Source organism: Bradyrhizobium sp. CIR18 (assembly GCF_014198295.1).
Classification (GTDB): Bacteria; Pseudomonadota; Alphaproteobacteria; order Rhizobiales; family Xanthobacteraceae; genus Bradyrhizobium.
On sequence record NZ_JACIHF010000016.1, the window covers coordinates 111,962 to 129,299 of the forward strand.

Consider the following 17,338-nt stretch of genomic DNA (forward strand, 5'->3'; position numbering starts at 1 on the left):
AGGGCGCCCGATGTCCAGGAAGCATCCGATCATCTCCATCACCGGCTCCTCCGGCGCCGGCACCACCTCGGTCAAGAAGACCTTCGAGCAGATATTTTTCCGCGAGAAGGTCAACGCGGCCTACATCGAGGGTGACGCGTTTCATCGCTACGACCGCGCCGAGATGCGCGCGCAGATGGCGAAGGAGGCCGATCGCGGCAACAAGCATTTCAGCCATTTCAGCCCCGAGACCAATTTGTTCGAGGAGCTGGAGCGCGCGTTCCGCGACTATGGCGAAACCGGCACGGCGACGACACGGCATTACGTGCATGACGCAGAGGAGTCCGCGCTGCATGGCGCGGCGCCCGGCACCTTCACCGACTGGAAGCGGCTGCCGGAGAATTCGGACCTGTTGTTCTACGAGGGCCTGCACGGCGCCGTCGTCACCGACAAGGTCAATGTCGCGCGCTATGCCGACCTCAAGATCGGCGTCGTGCCGGTCATCAATCTCGAATGGATCCAGAAGCTGCACCGCGATCGCAGCGCGCGGGGCTATTCGACCGAGGCGGTCACCGACACCATCCTGCGGCGGATGCCCGACTACATCCACTACATCTGCCCGCAATTCACCGAGACCGACATCAACTTTCAGCGCGTGCCGACGGTGGACACCTCCAATCCATTCATCGCGCGCTGGATCCCGACGCCGGACGAATCGATGGTGGTGATCCGCTTCAAGAACCCGCGCGGCATCGACTTCCCCTATCTGCTCTCGATGCTGCCGCAGAGCTGGATGTCGCGCGCGAACTCGATCGTGTGCCCCGGCGCGAAGCTCGATCTCGCGATGCAGCTGATCCTGACGCCGCTGATCATGCAGCTCATCGAGCGCAAGCGCAGCTTGAAGTGAACGAGGAGAGAACCCGATGAACATCTCCGTCCACGCCGAAGCCGACCTCAATGCGGTCACGCACAACGATCTCGCAAATGCCGTCCGCTTCCTCGCGGTCGACGCCATCGAGACGTCGCAGTCGGGCCATCCCGGCCTGCCCATGGGCATGGCCGATGTCGCAACCGTGCTGTTCTCGCGCTTCCTGAAGTTCGACTCGGCGCACCCCAACTGGCCGGACCGCGACCGCTTCGTGCTGTCGGCGGGCCATGGTTCGATGCTGCTGTACGCGTTGCTGCATCTGACCGGCGGCGACGTCAGCCTCGACGACATCAAGGCCTTCCGGCAATGGGGCTCGAAGACGCCGGGCCATCCGGAATATGGTCACACGCCGGGCGTCGAGATGACGACAGGGCCACTGGGGCAGGGGATCGCGACCGCGGTCGGCATGGCGCTCGCCGAGCGGATGGCCAACGCGCGACATGGCGACGGTCTCGTCGATCATTTCACCTATGTCATCGCCGGTGACGGCTGCCTGATGGAGGGCCTCAGCCAGGAGGCGCTCTCGCTCGCCGGCCATCTCGGGCTCGGTCGCCTGATCGTGCTGTTCGACGACAATGGCATCTCGATCGACGGGCCGACCTCGCTGGCAACGTCCGACGACCAGCTGGCGCGTTTCACCGCCTCCGGCTGGTCGGTGCGCAGCATCGATGGCCACGATCCCGAAGCGATTGCGCAGGCAATCGCAGAGGAGCGCGAGACCGCAAAGCCGTCGCTGATCGCCTGTCGCACCATCATCGGCTACGGCGCGCCTGATCGGCAGGGCACGGAGAAAGCCCATGGTGCGCCGCTCGGCACCGAGCAGACCGCGGCCGCGCGCCGGACGTTGGGCTGGGACTATCAGCCCTTCGTGGTGCCTGTTACCGTCCAGAAGGCGTGGCGGATGATCGGGCAACGCGGCCAGGTCGATCGGCTCGCCTGGCTCGATCGCTATGAATGCGCGACGGCCGAGCAGCGCGACATGTTCATCGAAGGCAAGGCGGTTGCCCTGCCAGCCGCCTATGCGATGGCCGCGGCGAAATTGCGCGAACGCTTTGCGTCCGAGCGGCCGAAGCTCGCGACGCGGCAGGCCTCGCAACAGGTGCTCGACGGCATCGCCGGGACGATTGCCGGCCTGGTCGGCGGCTCCGCGGACCTGACGCATTCGAATCTGACGCACGCCAAGGTGCAGGCTCCGGTCAAGAATGGCGCGTTCGCCGGCGACTACATCCACTACGGCATTCGCGAGCACGGCATGGCCGCCGCGATGAACGGCCTCGCGCTGCACGGCGGCTTCATCCCGTACGGCGGCACGTTCCTCGCGTTCTCCGACTACAGCCGGCCGGCGATCCGCCTTGCGGCCCTGATGCGGCTGCGTGTCATCCATGTGATGACCCACGACTCCATTGGCCTCGGCGAGGACGGCCCGACGCACCAGCCTGTCGAGCATCTTGCCGCGCTGCGGGTGATCCCGAACCTGCTGGTGTTCCGTCCCGCCGACGCGGTGGAGACGCTGGAGGCCTGGGATTGCGCGCTCAATTCCGAGAATCGTCCGTCCGTGCTGTGCCTGTCGCGGCAGGCGTTGCCGACCTTCCGTAGCGATGCGCGCGGCAGAAACCGTGTCGCACACGGCGCCTATCTCGTCGTATCGCCGGACGGCGGCCGCGACGTGACGCTGATCGCAACCGGTTCGGAAGTCTCGATTGCACTGGAAGCCGCCCGCCTGCTCGCGACCGAGCACATCCGCGCCGCCGTGGTGTCCGCGCCTTGCTTCGCCCTGTTCGAGGAGCAGCCGGACGAATACCGCGCCAGCGTGCTCGGCACCGCGCCGCGCGTCGGGATCGAGGCGGCCGTGCAGGGCGACTGGTCGCGCTGGATCGGCACTGAGGGCGAATTCGTCGGCATGCGCGGCTTCGGCGCCTCGGCGCCGGCGCCGGTGCTGTACCGCGAATTCGGCATCACACCGCAAAGCATTGCGGAAGCCGCCCGCCGGGCGGTCGCTCGCAAGCGACAATAAGGAGGACTTCACGTGGCCCGTATCACCCTTCGCCAACTGCTCGACCACGCCGCCTCTCACGGTTATGCGGTGCCGGCGTTCAACATCAACAATATGGAGCAGGGCATCGCGATCATGCAGGCGGCGGCCGAGGTCGACGCGCCCGTCATCATCCAGGCCTCGCGCGGCGCGCGCAGCTACGCCGGCGATCTCATGCTCTCGCACATGATCGATGCGCTGGAGCGGACCTATCCGGACATCCCGCTCTGCATGCACCAGGACCACGGCAATGACGAAGCGACCTGCGCCTCCGCCATTGCCCACGGCTTCACCTCCGTCATGATGGACGGCTCGCTCAAGGCCGACGCCAAGACGGCGGCCGATTACGATTACAACGTCGCGATCACCCGCCGCGTCGTCGATCTCGCCCACTGGGTCGGCGCCTCCGTCGAAGGCGAGCTCGGCGTGCTCGGCTCGCTCGAGCACGGCGGCGGCGAGCAGGAGGATGGCCACGGCGTCGAGGGCACGGTCAGCCATGATCAGCTCTTGACCGATCCCGACCAGGCGGTCGACTTCGTTCGTGCCACCAAGGTCGATGCGCTCGCCATCGCAATGGGCACCTCGCACGGAGCCTACAAGTTCAGCCGCAAGCCGGATGGCGACATCCTGGCGATGCGCGTGGTCGAGGAGATCCATCGCCGCCTGCCGAATACGCACCTCGTCATGCACGGCTCCTCGTCGGTGCCGCAGCCGCTGCAGGACATGTTCAACCAGTTCGGCGGCGAGATGCCGCAGACCTGGGGCGTGCCAGTCGAGGAGATCGTGCGCGGCATCAAGAGCGGTGTGCGCAAGGTCAATATCGACACCGACTGCCGCCTCGCGATGACGGCCGTGTTCCGCAAGGTCGCCGCTCAAACGCGTTCCGAATTCGATCCGCGCAAATTCCTTAAACCCGCGATGGACGCGATGCGCGAGCTCTGTCGTGATCGTTTCGAGCAGTTCGGCACCGCCGGCCACGCCAGCAAGATCAAGGTCATTCCCTTGAGCGAGATGGCGCGGCGCTATCGCGCCGCCGAGCTCGATCCGCGCATCGATGCCCGCGAGCCCGTTGCGGCTTAGTCAATCGGAAACAACAGAGAAAACAACAGGAGAGAGACATGAACGCACATGCAGGCACGGTTCGCGGCAAAGAGCGCTATCGCTCCGGTGTGATGGAATACAAGCGCATGGGCTATTGGGAGCCCGATTACACGCCAAAGGACACCGACGTCATCGCGCTGTTCCGCGTGACACCGCAGGAGGGCGTCGACCCGATCGAGGCCTCGGCTGCGGTGGCAGGTGAATCCTCGACCGCGACCTGGACCGTGGTGTGGACCGATCGCCTGACCGCGGCGGAGAAGTATCGCGCGAAATGCTACCGCGTCGATCCCGTGCCGGGCACGCCGGGCTCGTATTTCGCCTACATCGCCTACGACCTCGACCTGTTCGAGCCGGGCTCGATCGCGAACCTCTCGGCCTCGATCATCGGCAACGTGTTCGGCTTCAAGCCGCTCAAGGCGCTGCGGCTGGAAGACATGCGTTTCCCTGTCGCCTATGTGAAGACCTTCCAGGGGCCGGCGACCGGCATCGTGGTCGAGCGCGAACGGCTCGACAAGTTCGGCCGGCCGCTGCTGGGCGCGACGGTGAAGCCGAAGCTCGGGCTTTCGGGCCGCAACTATGGCCGCGTGGTCTACGAGGCGCTGAAGGGCGGACTCGACTTCACCAAGGACGACGAGAACATCAACTCGCAGCCTTTCATGCATTGGCGCGACCGTTTCCTCTACTGCATGGAGGCCGTGAACCGCGCACAGGCGGCCTCTGGCGAAGTGAAGGGCACCTACCTGAACATCACCGCCGGCACGATGGAGGACATGTATGAGCGTGCAGAGTTCGCCAAGGAGCTCGGATCGTGCATCGTCATGATCGATCTCGTGATCGGCTACACCGCGATCCAGTCGATGGCCAAATGGGCGCGGCGCAACGACATGATCCTGCATCTGCATCGCGCCGGTCACTCCACCTATACGCGGCAGAAGAGCCATGGCGTGTCGTTCCGCGTCATCGCCAAGTGGATGCGGCTCGCGGGTGTCGATCACATCCATGCCGGCACGGTGGTCGGCAAGCTGGAAGGCGACCCCAACACCACGCGCGGCTATTACGATGTCTGCCGCGAGGACTTCAATCCGACCAAGCTCGAGCACGGCCTGTTCTTCGACCAGAACTGGGCGAGCCTGAACAAGATGATGCCGGTCGCCTCCGGCGGCATCCATGCCGGCCAGATGCATCAGCTGCTCGACCTGCTCGGCGAAGACGTCGTGCTGCAATTCGGCGGCGGCACCATCGGCCATCCCATGGGCATTGCGGCCGGCGCGATCGCCAACCGCGTGGCGCTGGAAGCGATGATCCTCGCCCGCAATGAGGGCCGCGACTACGTCCACGAGGGTCCCGAGATCCTGGCCAGGGCGGCCGAGACCTGCACACCGCTGAAGGCCGCGCTCGAGGTCTGGAAGGACGTGACGTTCAATTATCAATCCACCGACACGCCGGACTTCGTGCCGACCGCGCTCGAAACCGTCTAGGGAGACGCAGCATGAAACTCACTCAGGGTTGCTTTTCGTTCCTGCCCGATCTCACCGACGACCAGATCTATAAGCAGGTGCAGTATTGCCTTGGCAACGGCTGGGCGGTGAATATCGAATTCACCGGCGATCCTCATCCCCGCAACACCTATTGGGAGATGTGGGGCCTGCCGATGTTCGACCTCCAGGACGCCGCCGGCGTGATGATGGAGCTCGCGGAGTGCCGCAGGGTGTATGGCAATAAGTACATCCGCATCAGCGGCTTCGATTCCAGTCATGGCTGGGAATCGGTGCGGATCTCCTTCCTCGTCAATCGGCCTCCGCATGAGGCGGAGTTCGAGCTGGTGCGGCAAGAGGTGGGCGGCCGCGCGATCCGTTACACCACTGTGCGGAAACCAGCCCACGCGTCGACTTAACGATCCGCTTCCGCGCGGAGCTCTCCCTGCTCCGCATCCTTGGCGGACCAACTGCTTCGCCGCTCCCCCGCGGCGAAGCTCTTTTCTTCGAGGGTAGCCATGCTCGATGTTCCCCACGCAACCACGACTGAGCCCAACGAGACCCAATTCGATCTCCGCAAGGAAGCCGAGGCGGCCGGGATCACCGACACGCTGCAGCAGCTCGAGCAGGAGCTGATCGGATTGAAGCCGGTGAAGAACCGCGTGCGCCAGATCGCCTCGCTGCTGCTGATCGAGCGCATCAGGCAGCGCGCGGGCCTGGCATCGGCTCCGCCGACGCTGCACATGTCGTTCACCGGCAATCCCGGCACCGGCAAGACGACCGTCGCGCTGCGCATGGCCAAGATCCTGCACGGGCTCGGCTTCGTGCGGCGCGGGCAGGTGATCTCGGTGACGCGCGACGATCTCGTCGGCCAATATATCGGCCACACTGCGCCGAAGACCAAGGAGATCCTGAAGAAGGCGATGGGCGGCGTGCTGTTCATCGACGAGGCCTATTATCTGCATCGCCCCGACAACGAGCGCGACTACGGCCAGGAGGCCATCGAGATCCTGCTCCAGGTGATGGAGAACCAGCGCGAAGACCTCGTCGTGATCCTCGCCGGCTATGGCGAGCGCATGACGAGCTTCTTCGCCTCCAATCCCGGCTTCCGCTCGCGCATCGCCCACCACATCGAATTCCCTGATTATGCGGAGGCCGAGTTGCTCGTCATTGCCGAGCTGATGCTGAAGGAGCGGGGCTATCGCTTTTCGGCCACGGCCCGCGAGGCGTTCGAGAAATACATCGCATTGCGTCGGACTCAGCCGTTCTTCTCCAATGCGCGTTCGATCCGCAACGCCGTCGACCGCATCCGCTTGCGGCAGGCCGATCGCCTGGTGTCCGACCTCGACCGTATGCTCGATGTCGACGATCTCGAAACTATCGATCCCATGGACGTCCTGGCGAGCCGCGTCTTCAGCGGCGGCGCCGATGCGCGGAGTGCAAAGCCATGACCAGAGAGATCATGATTGCTCCCTCGATCCTGGCCGCGGATTTCGCGCGCCTCGGCGAGGAGATCGCCGCAATCGACACGGCCGGCGCCGATTGGATCCATTGCGACGTCATGGATGGACACTTCTTGCCCAACATCAGCTTCGGTGCCGATGTCATCAAGGCGATCCGCCCGACGACGAAGAAGATATTCGACGTGCATCTCATGATCGCGCCTGTCGATCCCTATCTCGAGGCGTTCGCAAAGGCCGGGGCTGACGTCATCACGATTCACGCCGAAGCCGGCGCCCATCTCGACCGCTCGCTGCAGGCCATCCGTGCCCTCGGCAAGAAAGCCGGCGTCAGCCTGTGTCCCGCGACTCACGAGAGCGCGATCGAATATGTGCTCGACCGCATCGATCTCGTGCTGGTGATGACGGTCAATCCGGGATTTGGCGGCCAGTCCTTCCTCGAATCCCAGCTCGAGAAGATCGAACGGATCAAAGCCATGATCGGCGACCGGCCGATCCGGCTCGAGGTCGATGGCGGTGTCACGCGCGACAATGCCGCTGCCGTGGCGGCCGCGGGCGCCGATACGCTGGTAGCGGGTTCCGCCGTGTTCCGCGGCCAGAGCGTTGCCGAATATGCCGCGAATATCGAGGCCATCCGCGTCGCTGCCGAGACAGGCCGGGTTCTGAAGCGGCAAGATAATTCTACGCAGCCGCTACGCGTCAGCGAGGCAGGCCGTATCCGGTAGACTACGGAAGGCGCAAGCCGGAAGATCCGCCCGTGCCGGTTGTCCCACGGCGTGGCACATATCTCCGGGGTTCCACGGAGGTTGCGGCAAAAAGCGATCGCGTCTTTCAGGTCGGGGTAACCAACGCATTCGAGGCGAAAATTCGATTAACGCCCGCGCAATGCTGTGCATCGCAACCTGCGTGCAGGAATGCCAAGAGAGCGCGGGGATGCGGATCAAGGCTATTGCCAGGCATGAGGCCTGCACGCGGCATGGGGCGATGGCGTGAGCATGCATCGCTTGTTCGCCGAGCAGCTTCGCTGCGCGACCGATGCGGCCGGACATGTCGACGTCCTCAAGCTGGGCGAGCTCGTCAGCGCGGCCTATGACGCGAGCGATCGCGACCGCCAGCGGATGACCGACGCACGCGCTCACTCGCACGATGAGGTCGAGCTTGATCTGCTGCGAACCCAGGAGTTCCTCGACACCATCGTCGAGAACATTCCGATCGCCGTCTTCGCGAAATGCGCGAAGAGTTCGCGCTATATCCTGCTCAACCGCGCCGGGGAAGACTATTACGGCATGCCGCGCGAACAGATGCTCGGCCGAACACCTGAAGAGATATTCCCGGCCGACGTCGCGCGCGTGGTCATTGAACAGGATCGTCGAGTCGTTGCCAGCGGCATGCCGATGTTCCTCGAGGAGCATCTGCTCGACATCGGCGTCAAGGGCCACGACCGCGTGGTCAATTCACGCAAGATGCTGATCGCGGATGGCGCCGGCGAACCGCAATATCTGGTCGGTGTGATCGAGGACGTCACCGAGCGCGTCACCACCCGCGAACGCATCAGCCATCTTGCGCATCATGATGCGTTGACCGACCTGCCGAACCGCAGCGCCTTCAACGCCGTGCTCGGAGAACGGCTGGAGCGGGCGCAGGAGGCGGCGACCAGTTTTGCCGTGCTCAGCCTCGATCTCGACCGCTTCAAGGAAGTCAACGACGTGTTCGGCCACCCCGTCGGCGATCTGCTGATGCGGGCGGCGGCGGACCGGCTTGCCGAGGAAGCCGACAGCGCCTTCGTCGCCCGTATCGGCGGCGATGAGTTCATGATCCTGATGCCCGACGACATCAGCCGCGATGACGTTCTGGCGCTCGCCGAACGCCTGGTCGAGAGCATCGGCCAGGAGCTGGAGGTCGACGACTATCTCTCCCATGTCGGCCTTAGCGTCGGCATCGCGTTCTATCAGGACGACGGCGTGAATGCCGCCACGCTGCTCGCCAACGCCGACTCGGCGCTCTATCGTGCCAAGCGCGAGGGCAGGGGCCGGGTGCGCTTCTTCGAATCCGAGATGGACCAGGAGCTGCGCGACCGCAGGCTGTTGCAGCACGATCTGCGACAGGCGCTGGAGCAGAACCAGTTCCTGGTCTACTTCCAGCCGCAGGCGCGGGTGGATGGCGAGGTCATCGGCTTCGAGGCTCTGCTGCGCTGGAACCACCCGACGCGCGGCTTCGTGCCGCCGGACCAGTTCATTCCGCTCGCCGAAGAGAACGGGCTGATCGTCCAGATCGGCGAATGGGTCTTGCGCGAAGCCTGCCGCGAGGCGGCATCCTGGCCGCGGCCGCTGCAGGTCGCCGTCAATCTGTCGCCGATCCAGTTCCAGGCGGGCGATCTCGAACGTTCGATCCACCAGATCCTGCTGGAGACGGGGCTGACGCCGACGCGGCTCGAGGTCGAGATCACCGAGGGCGTGCTGATCGGCGATTTCACCCGCGCGCTCAATCTGCTGCGGCGGCTGAAGGCGCTCGGCATCCGCATCGCGATGGACGATTTCGGCACCGGCTATTCCTCGCTGTCCTATCTCCAGTCGTTCCCGTTCGACAAGATCAAGATCGATCGCAGCTTCATCTCCAATCTCGAGGCGACGCCGCAATCGGCCGAGATCGTCCGCGCGGTCCTGAGCCTCGCGCACGCGCTGCATATCCCGGTCATTGCCGAGGGGGTGGAGACGGAAGCGCAGCGTGCCTTCCTGGCGGGGGAGGCCTGCGAGGAGATGCAGGGCTATCTGGTCGGCCGACCCGCCCTGATCGAGCGCTATCTCGACCTGGTCGGCATGACCGTGGAGAGCCGGCTCTACGCCTAGAGCGCGATGCGATTAGAATGAATCGTCATCGCGCTTTAGGTTGTTATTTAAGTATAATCCGGAAAACCGCTGCGCACTTTTCCGGATCGTGCTTTAGTCCCTGGCTCCGGTGGCGGGTTACCGAGTGTCAGTCATCGACATTTGGAACCTTGGCCCGGATACGCGCTTCCCAAGAACGAGCCGAGGTCAGGCGCGCGACGGGCGCAGCAAATCTTTTGCACAATCGCCATCGGCCTGACGCAAATCGGGGCAATAAGCCTTGTGAGTGCGAGGGAGGGTCTCATGGAGAACGTACGTCGCTACCGGGCGCTGGCGTCCCTCTGTCGTCAGCAGGCGGCCTACCGGCCGCTTCAGAACTGGGAACTCCTCGGCCAGGCCGAACATTTCGAGTATCTCGCTGAGGTCGAACTCAAGGCGCATTTCGACGCGTGCAATGTGCAACACGACGAGGGCGCTGCCGCGCCCGCGACGTGGGAGACCCCGGTCGCGGCGTGACGGCGCCGGGCCGGCCCGGCTCAATGCGACATCAGCGTCGGGACCGTCATGGCCTGCAGCATGGCGCGGGTGACGCCGCCGAGAACGCGCTCCTGCAACCGCGAATGGCCGTAGCCGCCCATCACCAGGAGATCTAGCCCCTCATCGGCCGCCAGTGACAGGATGGTCGGCTGGATGTCGGCGCGCGTCGCTGACAGGCCGACCGTGCGGGTCGACAGTCCGCGCCGGCCGAGGTGTCTTGCCAGGCCGTTCGCTGAAGCTTCGTCGGAGACCGCGGCGGCCTCGTTGATGGTGATGATCACGATCGCATCGGCGCGCGCCAGGAACGGCGCCGCGTCGTGCACGGCGCGAGCCGCGAGGCGGCTGCCGTCCCAGCAGATGCCGATCCGGTTCGCCTTGAAAGGTCCATGGAAGGTGTAGGGCAGGAACAGCACCGGGCTGCCCGCCTGAAACAGGATCTCGCCCGGCACGTCGTTGTCGAACGAGCTTTGCGCCGGATCTGGTTGCAGCACGACGCTGAGGTCGTGCAGTCGTGCCATCTCACCGAGCGAGCCGGCTGCATCCACCGGGATCGCGCCAAGGGGGCGGCAGGCGTAGGAGATGCCCGCGTTCGCCGCTTCGATGCCAAACACCGCGAGCGCGGCCTCGGCCCGCTCGACTGCGCGCTCGCGCTCCAGTTCGAACACGGCCGCCACCGCGGCGCCGCCTTCCATTACGTAAGCCGCACTGGTTGCCACATAGCCGATCGCAACTGCGTCGAGATGGGCGTTGAACTGCGCCGCGAGCGAAATCGAGCCGTCGATCGCGGAACGCATGGGACGTTCGGTGGGGATGTGAACGAGAATGTCTTTGTACATGGCGCGCCTCCGATGAACATCAGCCGGTGGCCGCAGTTTTTCACCGCCGGAAGGGCCCGCGTTGAGCTGTATCAAATGCGCACGGGAGGACTTCCGCTGGGGCGCGCGCATTGTTTGCCAAGATTTAATCGGATGGACGGGGCGTCGTAAGGTGACGATGGCCATGTTGGAGGCAAGGCGACACCTTATCCAACATGGACATTTCGACATGAACCATCGCGTCAATTCCGACACCACGACGTCCCGCAGGATCTTGAGGCCGCGCCGGCTTGCGCTGCTCGGCACCGTGGCCGCGCTCGGCGTGGCCGTGCTAGCGGCTGCTCCCGGCTCTTCGCCGTTCGGTCCGAGCTCCTTCATTACCCCGGCCCAGGCCGCCGAATCCGCTGCGACGCCGCCGGGCTTTGGTGACCTGGTCAGCAAGGTCAAACCCGCCGTCATCTCGGTACGGGTCAAGATCGACCAGGACAACGACAAGAGCGCGATGCTGCAGCAGAACCGGATGGATCAGGACGAGGACACCCCGTTCGACCAATTCTCGCGGCAGTTCGGCTTCCGCGGCCCGGGCGGCATGAACGGCATGCCGCGCCAGCGCCATCAGATGATTACGGGCGAAGGCTCCGGCTTCTTCATCTCCGCCGACGGCTATGCCGTGACCAACAACCACGTCGTCGACCATGCCGAGTCGGTGCAGGTGACCATGGATGACGGCACGAGCTACACCGCCAAGGTCGTCGGCACCGATCCGAAGACCGATCTCGCGCTGATCAAGGTCGACGGCAAGAAGGACTTCCCGTTCGTCAAATTCTCCGACCAGAAGCCGCGCATCGGCGATTGGGTGGTTGCGGTCGGCAATCCCTTCGGTCTCGGCGGCACCGTGACTGCCGGCATCGTCTCGGCCAGCGGCCGCGACATCGGCAACGGCCCCTACGACGACTTCATCCAGATCGATGCGCCCATCAACAAGGGCAATTCCGGCGGCCCGGCCTTCGACATGAGCGGCAACGTGATCGGCGTGAACACTGCGATCTTCTCGCCCTCCGGCGGCTCGGTCGGCATCGGCTTCGACATTCCGGCCTCGACCGCAAAACTCGTCGTTGCGCAGCTGAAGGACAAGGGCGCGGTGACCCGTGGCTGGCTCGGCGTGCAAGTGCAGCCGGTTACCGCCGAGATTGCCGACAGCCTCGGCCTGAAGGAGGCGCGCGGTGCGATCGTCGACAATCCCCAGGATGGCAGCCCGGCGGCGAAGGCTGGCATCGAGGCGGGCGATGTCATCACCGCCGTCAACGGCACCGCGATCAAGGATTCCCGCGACCTCGCCCGCACGATCGCGACCCTTGCGCCTGGCAGCTCAGTGAAGCTCGACGTCTTCCACAAAGGCGACAGCAAGACGGTGACGCTCGCGCTCGGCGAACTGCCGAACGAAAGGCAGGCCAAGGCCGATGTTGGCAAGGACCAGCCGGGCCCCGGCACGCCGCGCCTCGGTCTTGCTTTGGCTCCGGCCGGTGACGTCCAGGGCGCTGGCCAGAAGGGCGTTGTCGTCACCGAAGTCGATCCGCAAGGGCCTGCGGCGCAGCGCGGCATCCAGACCGGCGACGTCATCCTCAATGTCGGCGGCAAGGCCGTCGCCAATGTCGGCGACGTCCGTTCCGAGCTGGCGCAGGCCAAATCGTCCGGCAAGCGCAGCGTGCTGTTGCAGGTCAGAGGCGCACAGGCGACCCGCTTCGTCGCGGTCCCACTCGCCTGAGGCGAACCTCGATCGGCATAGATCAAGAAAGGCGGCCCTCGTGGCCGCCTTTTCCGTTCGGCTTCAGGACTGCCGGGAAGCGATCGATAACATTCTCGTTAACGGCAGCGACGATGACGCGGTTCGTCCGAAAAAGCCGTGTTCGCTCATCAAAGTTCCGAACCGTGCAGGTCGCCGGTGGCAACGATGCCACCGGGACGCAAGCGTGGAACTTCGAACTTGCCGCCGGCTTCTGGAACTGGCCGCTGGTTCGCATTTGATCGGTGCCGACATGGATCGATTGAAGCTCTCGCTGAGGAGTGCGCTGCTCGTGGCGCCATTCGTGCTGTGGGGCGGAGACGCTCTCGGGCGGGACGACGGCCGCTACGCGGATTCACCCCTGAAGTCCTGGTTCGACAGTTTGCGCAGCCACCTTGGTCCGTGCTGCTCGGATGCGGATGGCTTTGCCGTCGCCGATCCGGACTGGGAGTCGCATAACGGGCATTATCGCGTGCGTCTCGACGGCGAGTGGATCGAGGTGCCGGACGAAGCCGTCATCACCGAGCCGAACCGCGCCGGCCGCACCATGGTGTGGCCGGTCAAGACCGCGTTCGGCGTTTCGATCCGCTGCTTCATGCCGGGCAGCATGATCTGACGCGGGTCAGGGTCAGCGCTTGCTGGATTTGCGCTTCGACGATTTCTTGCTTGTCTTCTTCGTCGTCCTCTTCTTGGACGTTTTCCTGGAGGTCTTCTTGGCAGCCTTCTTCGGGACCTTCTTGCCCTTCTTGCGTGCCTTCGACAGTCCGATCGCGATCGCCTGCTTGCGACTCTTCACGCGTCCGCCACGGCCTTTGCGACCGCTCTTTGCCGTGCCCTTCTTGTAGCGGCGCATCTCGCTCTCGACATCACTGCCGGAGCTGCGCGAGTAGCGGCGTTTCTTTGCCTTGCGTGCCATGCATGTTCTCCCTTGGCCGGGGAGAACCATTCGACACGGGCATGGTTCCCGAAGGACGCGGACAGCGTTCCAGGCGCAGCCTAGAAGGAATTCGCCAGCTCGATCTCGGCTTCCAGCACCTGGATGCGACGTGCGGCCTCGCTGAAGGACAGATCGCGCGCATATTGCGCGGGCTGATACGCTTCTTCACTCAGCCGTTTCAGCCTGAGCCCCTGCGTCCGTGTCATCTGCTCGGCGAGGAAAACCCTGGCGTCGTATTTGCCTTGAACCTGCATGTCGCTTCTCCGCTCTGAAATCGTGACTTGACTATATGTTCTTATTTTGTTCTAACAAGCCATGGACAACAGAATTAATGAAATTCGACGTCAAATCAGCGCCTTGAGGGTTGAGATGGCCGGCGTCGAGGCCTCCGTGCGCGATCTCATCAACGGCGACCGCGATTGCGTCCAGCAGGCCTTGGCGCAGATGGATTTGCGCCGGAAGGTCAATTTGCTGATCGGCGAATGGAAGGCTGCCGGCGGCGGCGATATCCTGCCTGACGTTCGTGACCGGGTGCGCCTTCGTCTCGTGAAGACAGTCATTAGTCCCGAGCGCGCGAGCACGCGGCGCTGAAACCTTTTGGGGGCGTCGTGGAGGAAGACCCGGACACTTACCGGATCTTGAGGTTGCGCGCCGAGATTCTCGAATTGGGCTCTGCCATCCGGCAATTGCAGCGTGCGGGGCTCGACGATGCTGCGGCCCAACTTCTGATCGGACGCAAGCGGGCGCAGCTCGAGCAACTCGTGAAGACGAATGCTGCGGGCCGCGCGCTCAACTCTGAAACGCGTCGCCGGTAACGAGCTGACGCGGGCGCTCGACGATGTTGGCTCAAGAAACAAGAAAAAAGCCCCGCGTCGCGGCGGGGCTTTTGATGTCGTGTCGGCCTGAGCTCACTTGGTATTGCTCATGCCCTTGCTGCTCTGGTTCGTCATGGTGCCGCCCTGGTCCGAGCCGGGACCGGAGCCGCCCTGGCCGGAAGGATCCGCGCCCTTCGAGGCCTTGGTGTTGGCGCCGGTGGTCTGCGAGGACGACATCGATGATCCGTGTTTCGCCTTGTGCGACTTGGCCTGTGCGGCGAGCGGCGCGGCGGCGAGGCCGGTGGCCAACATTGCGGTGAGAACGAGCTTGGCCGTTGTCATGCGGGGAACTCCCTGAGTTAAATTGACGCAGGCAGCCAACCTCCATTTGCCGAAGGAGTTCCCGACAAACGCATCTGCCGCGCACACGCGCGCTTCAAGATTGCTTGTCCTCAGCGAGGATGAACACGACGCCGGTGAGTGTCGCGCCGATCGCGAACGTCGTCACCAATGTGAGGGCGAAGACGATTACGGCTTGGCTTCCGCCGTGATCGAGCAGCCTGGCGACGGCGGGATTGGACAGGATCAGCGCGAGGCTGAAGGCGAGGCCGAGGGCTGCGCCCATCATCGCATGCGTCATCAGCTTGATGAGGCCGGTGGGAGAGATCAGGTCCGACGACTTTTTTGCGCGCATGGGAACTGCATCCCGAACTGACATGCAAACGCGGACGATATTCACCGGTTCCAAATGCATGAAGGAATTGTCATCACCGGCTTCATCCGACGTTCATGCCGGGCCTGCGAGGATAAGCGTCGGCAAAACGGGAACATTCGATATGGGTAAGGTAGTCTTTCTTTACCGCTCGCTGGCCTATCGCAACGCGGCTGCGGACATGCTGCGCAAGGCCCGCAAACTGCCGCGCGGCGCGGAGCGAAGTGCGGCCCGCCGCTACGCGAGGGCGCTACGCGATCTCGCTCAGACGGAAGCCTGGCTCGAAGGCCGTCTTGCCGAGGAAGCGCGGCCGGCGCGGCAAACCAGGATGGCGGCGTCGGGCTAAAGCATGATCCGGAAAAGTGCGCAGCGGTTTTCCGAAAAGATCATGCTCGAATAACGACCCAAAGCGCGATGACGATTCATCCTGATCGCATCGCGCTTCAGCCCGAGGCGCGTTGCAATTCGGCGGAGCCGGGGGCGTCGAATTTTCCGGGTGCGGTCGTCGCCGTCTTGCGTGTCAGCGGCACCTCGAGGCGGCACAACAGTCCTTCGGCTCGCCAATCGAATTGCGCCTGTCCACCGAGCTGGGACTCGACGCTCGCAAGCAGGCTCCGCGTGCCGAAGCCGCGAGATTTCGGGGTCATGACGAGCGGACCGCCGGACTCTTCCCACCTCAGCGTCAGCAGCTGGTCCTCGACTTGCCAGCCGATCATGAGCCGTCCCGACCTGGTCGAGAGTGCGCCATACTTGGCCGAGTTGGTGAAGAGCTCGTGCAACGCGAGCGCCAGCGTCTGAGCCGTCGCCGGCACCAACTGGACCTCCGGACCCGCCAATACGATCTGGCCGCCGAGCGAATAGGGCGCAAGCTCCTCGTCGATCAGCTTGGAGAGCTCCGCGCCCTGCCAGCTCGATAGCGACAGGATGGTGTGCACGCGCGCCAGCGCATTGATGCGCCCCTCGACGGCGTTGACATAGGCCTTGACCTCGTCGGCACGGGTGAGGCGCACGATGGACTGCGCCAGCGCCAGCGCATTCTTGGCGCGATGATCGACTTCCCGCGCCAGCAGATTCTGCCGTTCCTCGGCTCGCTTGCGTTCGGTGATGTCCACGGTGACACCGCTCACGCGCACGACACGACCGCTGTCGTCGACCGTCGCGGCCGCCGTGCCGACGCACCAGCGCACCTCACCGTCGGGCCGCACAATGCGAAACTCGGTCTCATAGGCCCGCCTGCCCTTGTTGAACTCGGCGATCGCCTTGCGCAACTGATCGACGTCGTCGGGATGCAACAGCGCCTGAACGTTGGCCGGATTGACCTCGAAGCTCTCCGGGCCGACCCCAAAGATGCGATATTGCCCCTCGTCCCACATCCAGTCGCCGCTGATCCAGTCCCAATCCCAGGAGCCCATCTTGCCGGCGGCGATGGCCATGCTGCGCCGCTGCTCGCTTTCGCGCAGCTTCGCGGTGGAGTTCTCCAGTTCCGCGGTGCGCGCGCGGACGCGGTCCTCGAGCTCCTGGTTCAGCCGTTCCAGCTCGCGGGTCTTGCGGTACAGCTCGGCAAACACCTTGATCTTGGCGCGCAGCACTTCCGGTACGACCGGGACCGGCACGTAGTCGACCGCGCCCATCTCGTAGCCGCGCAACCGGTCGATGTCGCTGACCTGGATGGCGGAGATGAAGATCATCGCGGTCTTCTGGAAGCGCGGATGCTCGCGGATCATCGCGGCGAGCTCGAAGCCGTCGAGCTCGGGCATGCAGACGTCGACCAGGATCACCGCGATCTCGGTCTTGAGCAGCACCTCCAGCGCCTCGCGTCCGGACGAAGCGATCACGAGGTTCTCGCCGAGTTCCTTCAGGATCACCTCATAGGCGAGCAGCTTGGCCGGCTGGTCGTCGACGAGCAGGATGTTGACCTTTTCGTGGTCCATTCGCGGGC

At 64.4% G+C, this 17,338-nt stretch carries 20 protein-coding genes; 14 read left to right on the forward strand and 6 right to left on the reverse strand.

Going from position 1 to position 17,338, the window contains the following annotated elements; translation table 11 throughout:
• The first annotated feature begins 10 nt into the window (after positions 1–10).
• The 9 genes from GGD65_RS33675 to GGD65_RS33715 all read left to right on the forward strand — a co-directional run bounded on the left by GGD65_RS33675 (position 11) and on the right by GGD65_RS33715 (position 10,316).
• Positions 11–886: a phosphoribulokinase gene (locus GGD65_RS33675; protein ID WP_018321765.1), complete on the forward strand. Its 876-nt coding sequence runs from the start codon at positions 11–13 to the stop codon at positions 884–886.
• A 16-nt stretch (positions 887–902) separates the two neighbouring features.
• Positions 903–2,921: a transketolase gene (gene tkt / locus GGD65_RS33680; RefSeq protein WP_183238047.1), complete on the forward strand. Its 2,019-nt coding sequence runs from the start codon at positions 903–905 to the stop codon at positions 2,919–2,921.
• 12 nt (positions 2,922–2,933) lie between these two features.
• The gene (fba, locus tag GGD65_RS33685) at positions 2,934–4,019 is read left to right on the forward strand and encodes a class II fructose-bisphosphate aldolase (protein WP_183238048.1); all 1,086 of its coding nucleotides are present in this window, start codon (positions 2,934–2,936) and stop codon (positions 4,017–4,019) included.
• A 38-nt stretch (positions 4,020–4,057) separates the two neighbouring features.
• Positions 4,058–5,518 (forward strand): form I ribulose bisphosphate carboxylase large subunit, encoded by a 1,461-nt coding sequence (locus tag GGD65_RS33690; RefSeq protein ID WP_091964799.1) that lies wholly within the window; start codon positions 4,058–4,060, stop codon positions 5,516–5,518.
• Between the two features lie 11 nt (positions 5,519–5,529).
• A complete protein-coding gene (locus tag GGD65_RS33695) occupies positions 5,530–5,934 on the forward strand; it encodes a ribulose bisphosphate carboxylase small subunit (RefSeq protein WP_183238049.1) in 405 nt (134 codons plus the stop codon).
• 99 nt (positions 5,935–6,033) lie between these two features.
• Positions 6,034–6,966 carry a CbbX protein gene (gene cbbX / locus GGD65_RS33700; protein WP_018321759.1) on the forward strand — a complete coding sequence of 311 codons (933 nt, stop codon included), beginning with the start codon at positions 6,034–6,036 and terminating at the stop codon, positions 6,964–6,966.
• The gene (gene rpe, locus GGD65_RS33705) at positions 6,963–7,700 is read left to right on the forward strand and encodes a ribulose-phosphate 3-epimerase (RefSeq protein WP_183238050.1); all 738 of its coding nucleotides are present in this window, start codon (positions 6,963–6,965) and stop codon (positions 7,698–7,700) included. Before cbbX ends, rpe begins: the two co-directional genes overlap by 4 nt.
• Positions 7,701–7,970: 270 nt before the next feature.
• On the forward strand, positions 7,971–9,821 hold the full coding sequence (locus GGD65_RS33710) for a bifunctional diguanylate cyclase/phosphodiesterase (RefSeq protein WP_210317460.1): 1,851 nt from the start codon (positions 7,971–7,973) through the stop codon (positions 9,819–9,821).
• Between the two features lie 282 nt (positions 9,822–10,103).
• Positions 10,104–10,316: a hypothetical protein gene (locus GGD65_RS33715; protein WP_063203548.1), complete on the forward strand. Its 213-nt coding sequence runs from the start codon at positions 10,104–10,106 to the stop codon at positions 10,314–10,316.
• Between the two features lie 20 nt (positions 10,317–10,336).
• Here GGD65_RS33715 and GGD65_RS33720 read toward each other — a convergent pair whose 3' ends face one another.
• Positions 10,337–11,173, reverse strand: coding sequence for a universal stress protein (locus GGD65_RS33720; RefSeq protein ID WP_183238052.1), 837 nt, complete (start codon positions 11,171–11,173; stop codon positions 10,337–10,339).
• Between the two features lie 208 nt (positions 11,174–11,381).
• Between GGD65_RS33720 and GGD65_RS33725 the strand changes: the two genes are divergently transcribed.
• Together GGD65_RS33725 and GGD65_RS33730 are read left to right on the forward strand one after the other, a co-directional pair.
• Positions 11,382–12,917, forward strand: coding sequence for a Do family serine endopeptidase (locus GGD65_RS33725; protein ID WP_183238053.1), 1,536 nt, complete (start codon positions 11,382–11,384; stop codon positions 12,915–12,917).
• Between the two features lie 271 nt (positions 12,918–13,188).
• Positions 13,189–13,551, forward strand: a complete 363-nt coding sequence (locus GGD65_RS33730) for a hypothetical protein (protein ID WP_183238085.1) — start codon at positions 13,189–13,191, stop codon at positions 13,549–13,551.
• 12 nt (positions 13,552–13,563) lie between these two features.
• Here GGD65_RS33730 and GGD65_RS33735 read toward each other — a convergent pair whose 3' ends face one another.
• Together GGD65_RS33735 and GGD65_RS33740 are read right to left on the reverse strand one after the other, a co-directional pair.
• A complete protein-coding gene (locus GGD65_RS33735) occupies positions 13,564–13,851 on the reverse strand; it encodes a DUF6496 domain-containing protein (RefSeq protein ID WP_183238054.1) in 288 nt (95 codons plus the stop codon).
• 80 nt (positions 13,852–13,931) lie between these two features.
• The gene (locus tag GGD65_RS33740) at positions 13,932–14,126 is read right to left on the reverse strand and encodes a DUF3072 domain-containing protein (RefSeq protein ID WP_018321749.1); all 195 of its coding nucleotides are present in this window, start codon (positions 14,124–14,126) and stop codon (positions 13,932–13,934) included.
• Between the two features lie 115 nt (positions 14,127–14,241).
• On the opposite strand from GGD65_RS33740, the gene GGD65_RS33745 reads away from it, so the two are divergent.
• Positions 14,242–14,463 (forward strand): hypothetical protein, encoded by a 222-nt coding sequence (locus GGD65_RS33745; RefSeq protein ID WP_183238055.1) that lies wholly within the window; start codon positions 14,242–14,244, stop codon positions 14,461–14,463.
• A 17-nt stretch (positions 14,464–14,480) separates the two neighbouring features.
• Complete coding sequence (locus GGD65_RS33750; protein ID WP_183238056.1) at positions 14,481–14,687, forward strand: hypothetical protein; 207 nt, start codon at positions 14,481–14,483, stop codon at positions 14,685–14,687.
• 93 nt (positions 14,688–14,780) lie between these two features.
• Here GGD65_RS33750 and GGD65_RS33755 read toward each other — a convergent pair whose 3' ends face one another.
• Both GGD65_RS33755 and GGD65_RS33760 read right to left on the reverse strand, forming a co-directional pair.
• On the reverse strand, positions 14,781–15,029 hold the full coding sequence (locus GGD65_RS33755) for a hypothetical protein (protein ID WP_018321746.1): 249 nt from the start codon (positions 15,027–15,029) through the stop codon (positions 14,781–14,783).
• Between the two features lie 94 nt (positions 15,030–15,123).
• A complete protein-coding gene (locus GGD65_RS33760; RefSeq protein WP_092262548.1) occupies positions 15,124–15,381 on the reverse strand; it encodes a hypothetical protein in 258 nt (85 codons plus the stop codon).
• A gap of 142 nt (positions 15,382–15,523) precedes the next feature.
• Here GGD65_RS33760 and GGD65_RS33765 point away from each other — a divergent pair, with 142 nt between their 5' ends.
• Positions 15,524–15,745 (forward strand): hypothetical protein, encoded by a 222-nt coding sequence (locus GGD65_RS33765; RefSeq protein WP_026202612.1) that lies wholly within the window; start codon positions 15,524–15,526, stop codon positions 15,743–15,745.
• 97 nt (positions 15,746–15,842) lie between these two features.
• Here the strand turns inward: GGD65_RS33765 and GGD65_RS33770 are convergent, their stop codons facing one another.
• Positions 15,843–17,330, reverse strand: a complete 1,488-nt coding sequence (locus GGD65_RS33770; RefSeq protein ID WP_183238057.1) for an HWE histidine kinase domain-containing protein — start codon at positions 17,328–17,330, stop codon at positions 15,843–15,845.
• Positions 17,331–17,338 lie beyond the last annotated feature (8 nt).

Bases quoted from the DNA above. Each gene is read 5' to 3' on its own strand.
- GGD65_RS33715 (WP_063203548.1), top strand. From the start codon at position 10,104: ATGGAGAACGTACGTCGCTACCGGGCGCTGGCGTCCCTCTGTCGTCAG.
- GGD65_RS33755 (WP_018321746.1), bottom strand. From the start codon at position 15,029: ATGACAACGGCCAAGCTCGTTCTCACCGCAATGTTGGCCACCGGCCTC.
- GGD65_RS33720 (WP_183238052.1), bottom strand. From the start codon at position 11,173: ATGTACAAAGACATTCTCGTTCACATCCCCACCGAACGTCCCATGCGT.
- GGD65_RS33765 (WP_026202612.1), top strand. From the start codon at position 15,524: ATGGGTAAGGTAGTCTTTCTTTACCGCTCGCTGGCCTATCGCAACGCG.
- rpe (WP_183238050.1), top strand. From the start codon at position 6,963: ATGACCAGAGAGATCATGATTGCTCCCTCGATCCTGGCCGCGGATTTC.
- GGD65_RS33675 (WP_018321765.1), top strand. From the start codon at position 11: ATGTCCAGGAAGCATCCGATCATCTCCATCACCGGCTCCTCCGGCGCC.
- GGD65_RS33760 (WP_092262548.1), bottom strand. From the start codon at position 15,381: ATGCGCGCAAAAAAGTCGTCGGACCTGATCTCTCCCACCGGCCTCATC.
- cbbX (WP_018321759.1), top strand. From the start codon at position 6,034: ATGCTCGATGTTCCCCACGCAACCACGACTGAGCCCAACGAGACCCAA.
- GGD65_RS33745 (WP_183238055.1), top strand. From the start codon at position 14,242: ATGGCCGGCGTCGAGGCCTCCGTGCGCGATCTCATCAACGGCGACCGC.
- GGD65_RS33690 (WP_091964799.1), top strand. From the start codon at position 4,058: ATGAACGCACATGCAGGCACGGTTCGCGGCAAAGAGCGCTATCGCTCC.
- GGD65_RS33735 (WP_183238054.1), bottom strand. From the start codon at position 13,851: ATGGCACGCAAGGCAAAGAAACGCCGCTACTCGCGCAGCTCCGGCAGT.
- tkt (WP_183238047.1), top strand. From the start codon at position 903: ATGAACATCTCCGTCCACGCCGAAGCCGACCTCAATGCGGTCACGCAC.
- GGD65_RS33770 (WP_183238057.1), bottom strand. From the start codon at position 17,330: ATGGACCACGAAAAGGTCAACATCCTGCTCGTCGACGACCAGCCGGCC.
- GGD65_RS33725 (WP_183238053.1), top strand. From the start codon at position 11,382: ATGAACCATCGCGTCAATTCCGACACCACGACGTCCCGCAGGATCTTG.
- GGD65_RS33730 (WP_183238085.1), top strand. From the start codon at position 13,189: ATGGATCGATTGAAGCTCTCGCTGAGGAGTGCGCTGCTCGTGGCGCCA.
- GGD65_RS33740 (WP_018321749.1), bottom strand. From the start codon at position 14,126: ATGCAGGTTCAAGGCAAATACGACGCCAGGGTTTTCCTCGCCGAGCAG.
- GGD65_RS33695 (WP_183238049.1), top strand. From the start codon at position 5,530: ATGAAACTCACTCAGGGTTGCTTTTCGTTCCTGCCCGATCTCACCGAC.
- GGD65_RS33710 (WP_210317460.1), top strand. From the start codon at position 7,971: ATGCATCGCTTGTTCGCCGAGCAGCTTCGCTGCGCGACCGATGCGGCC.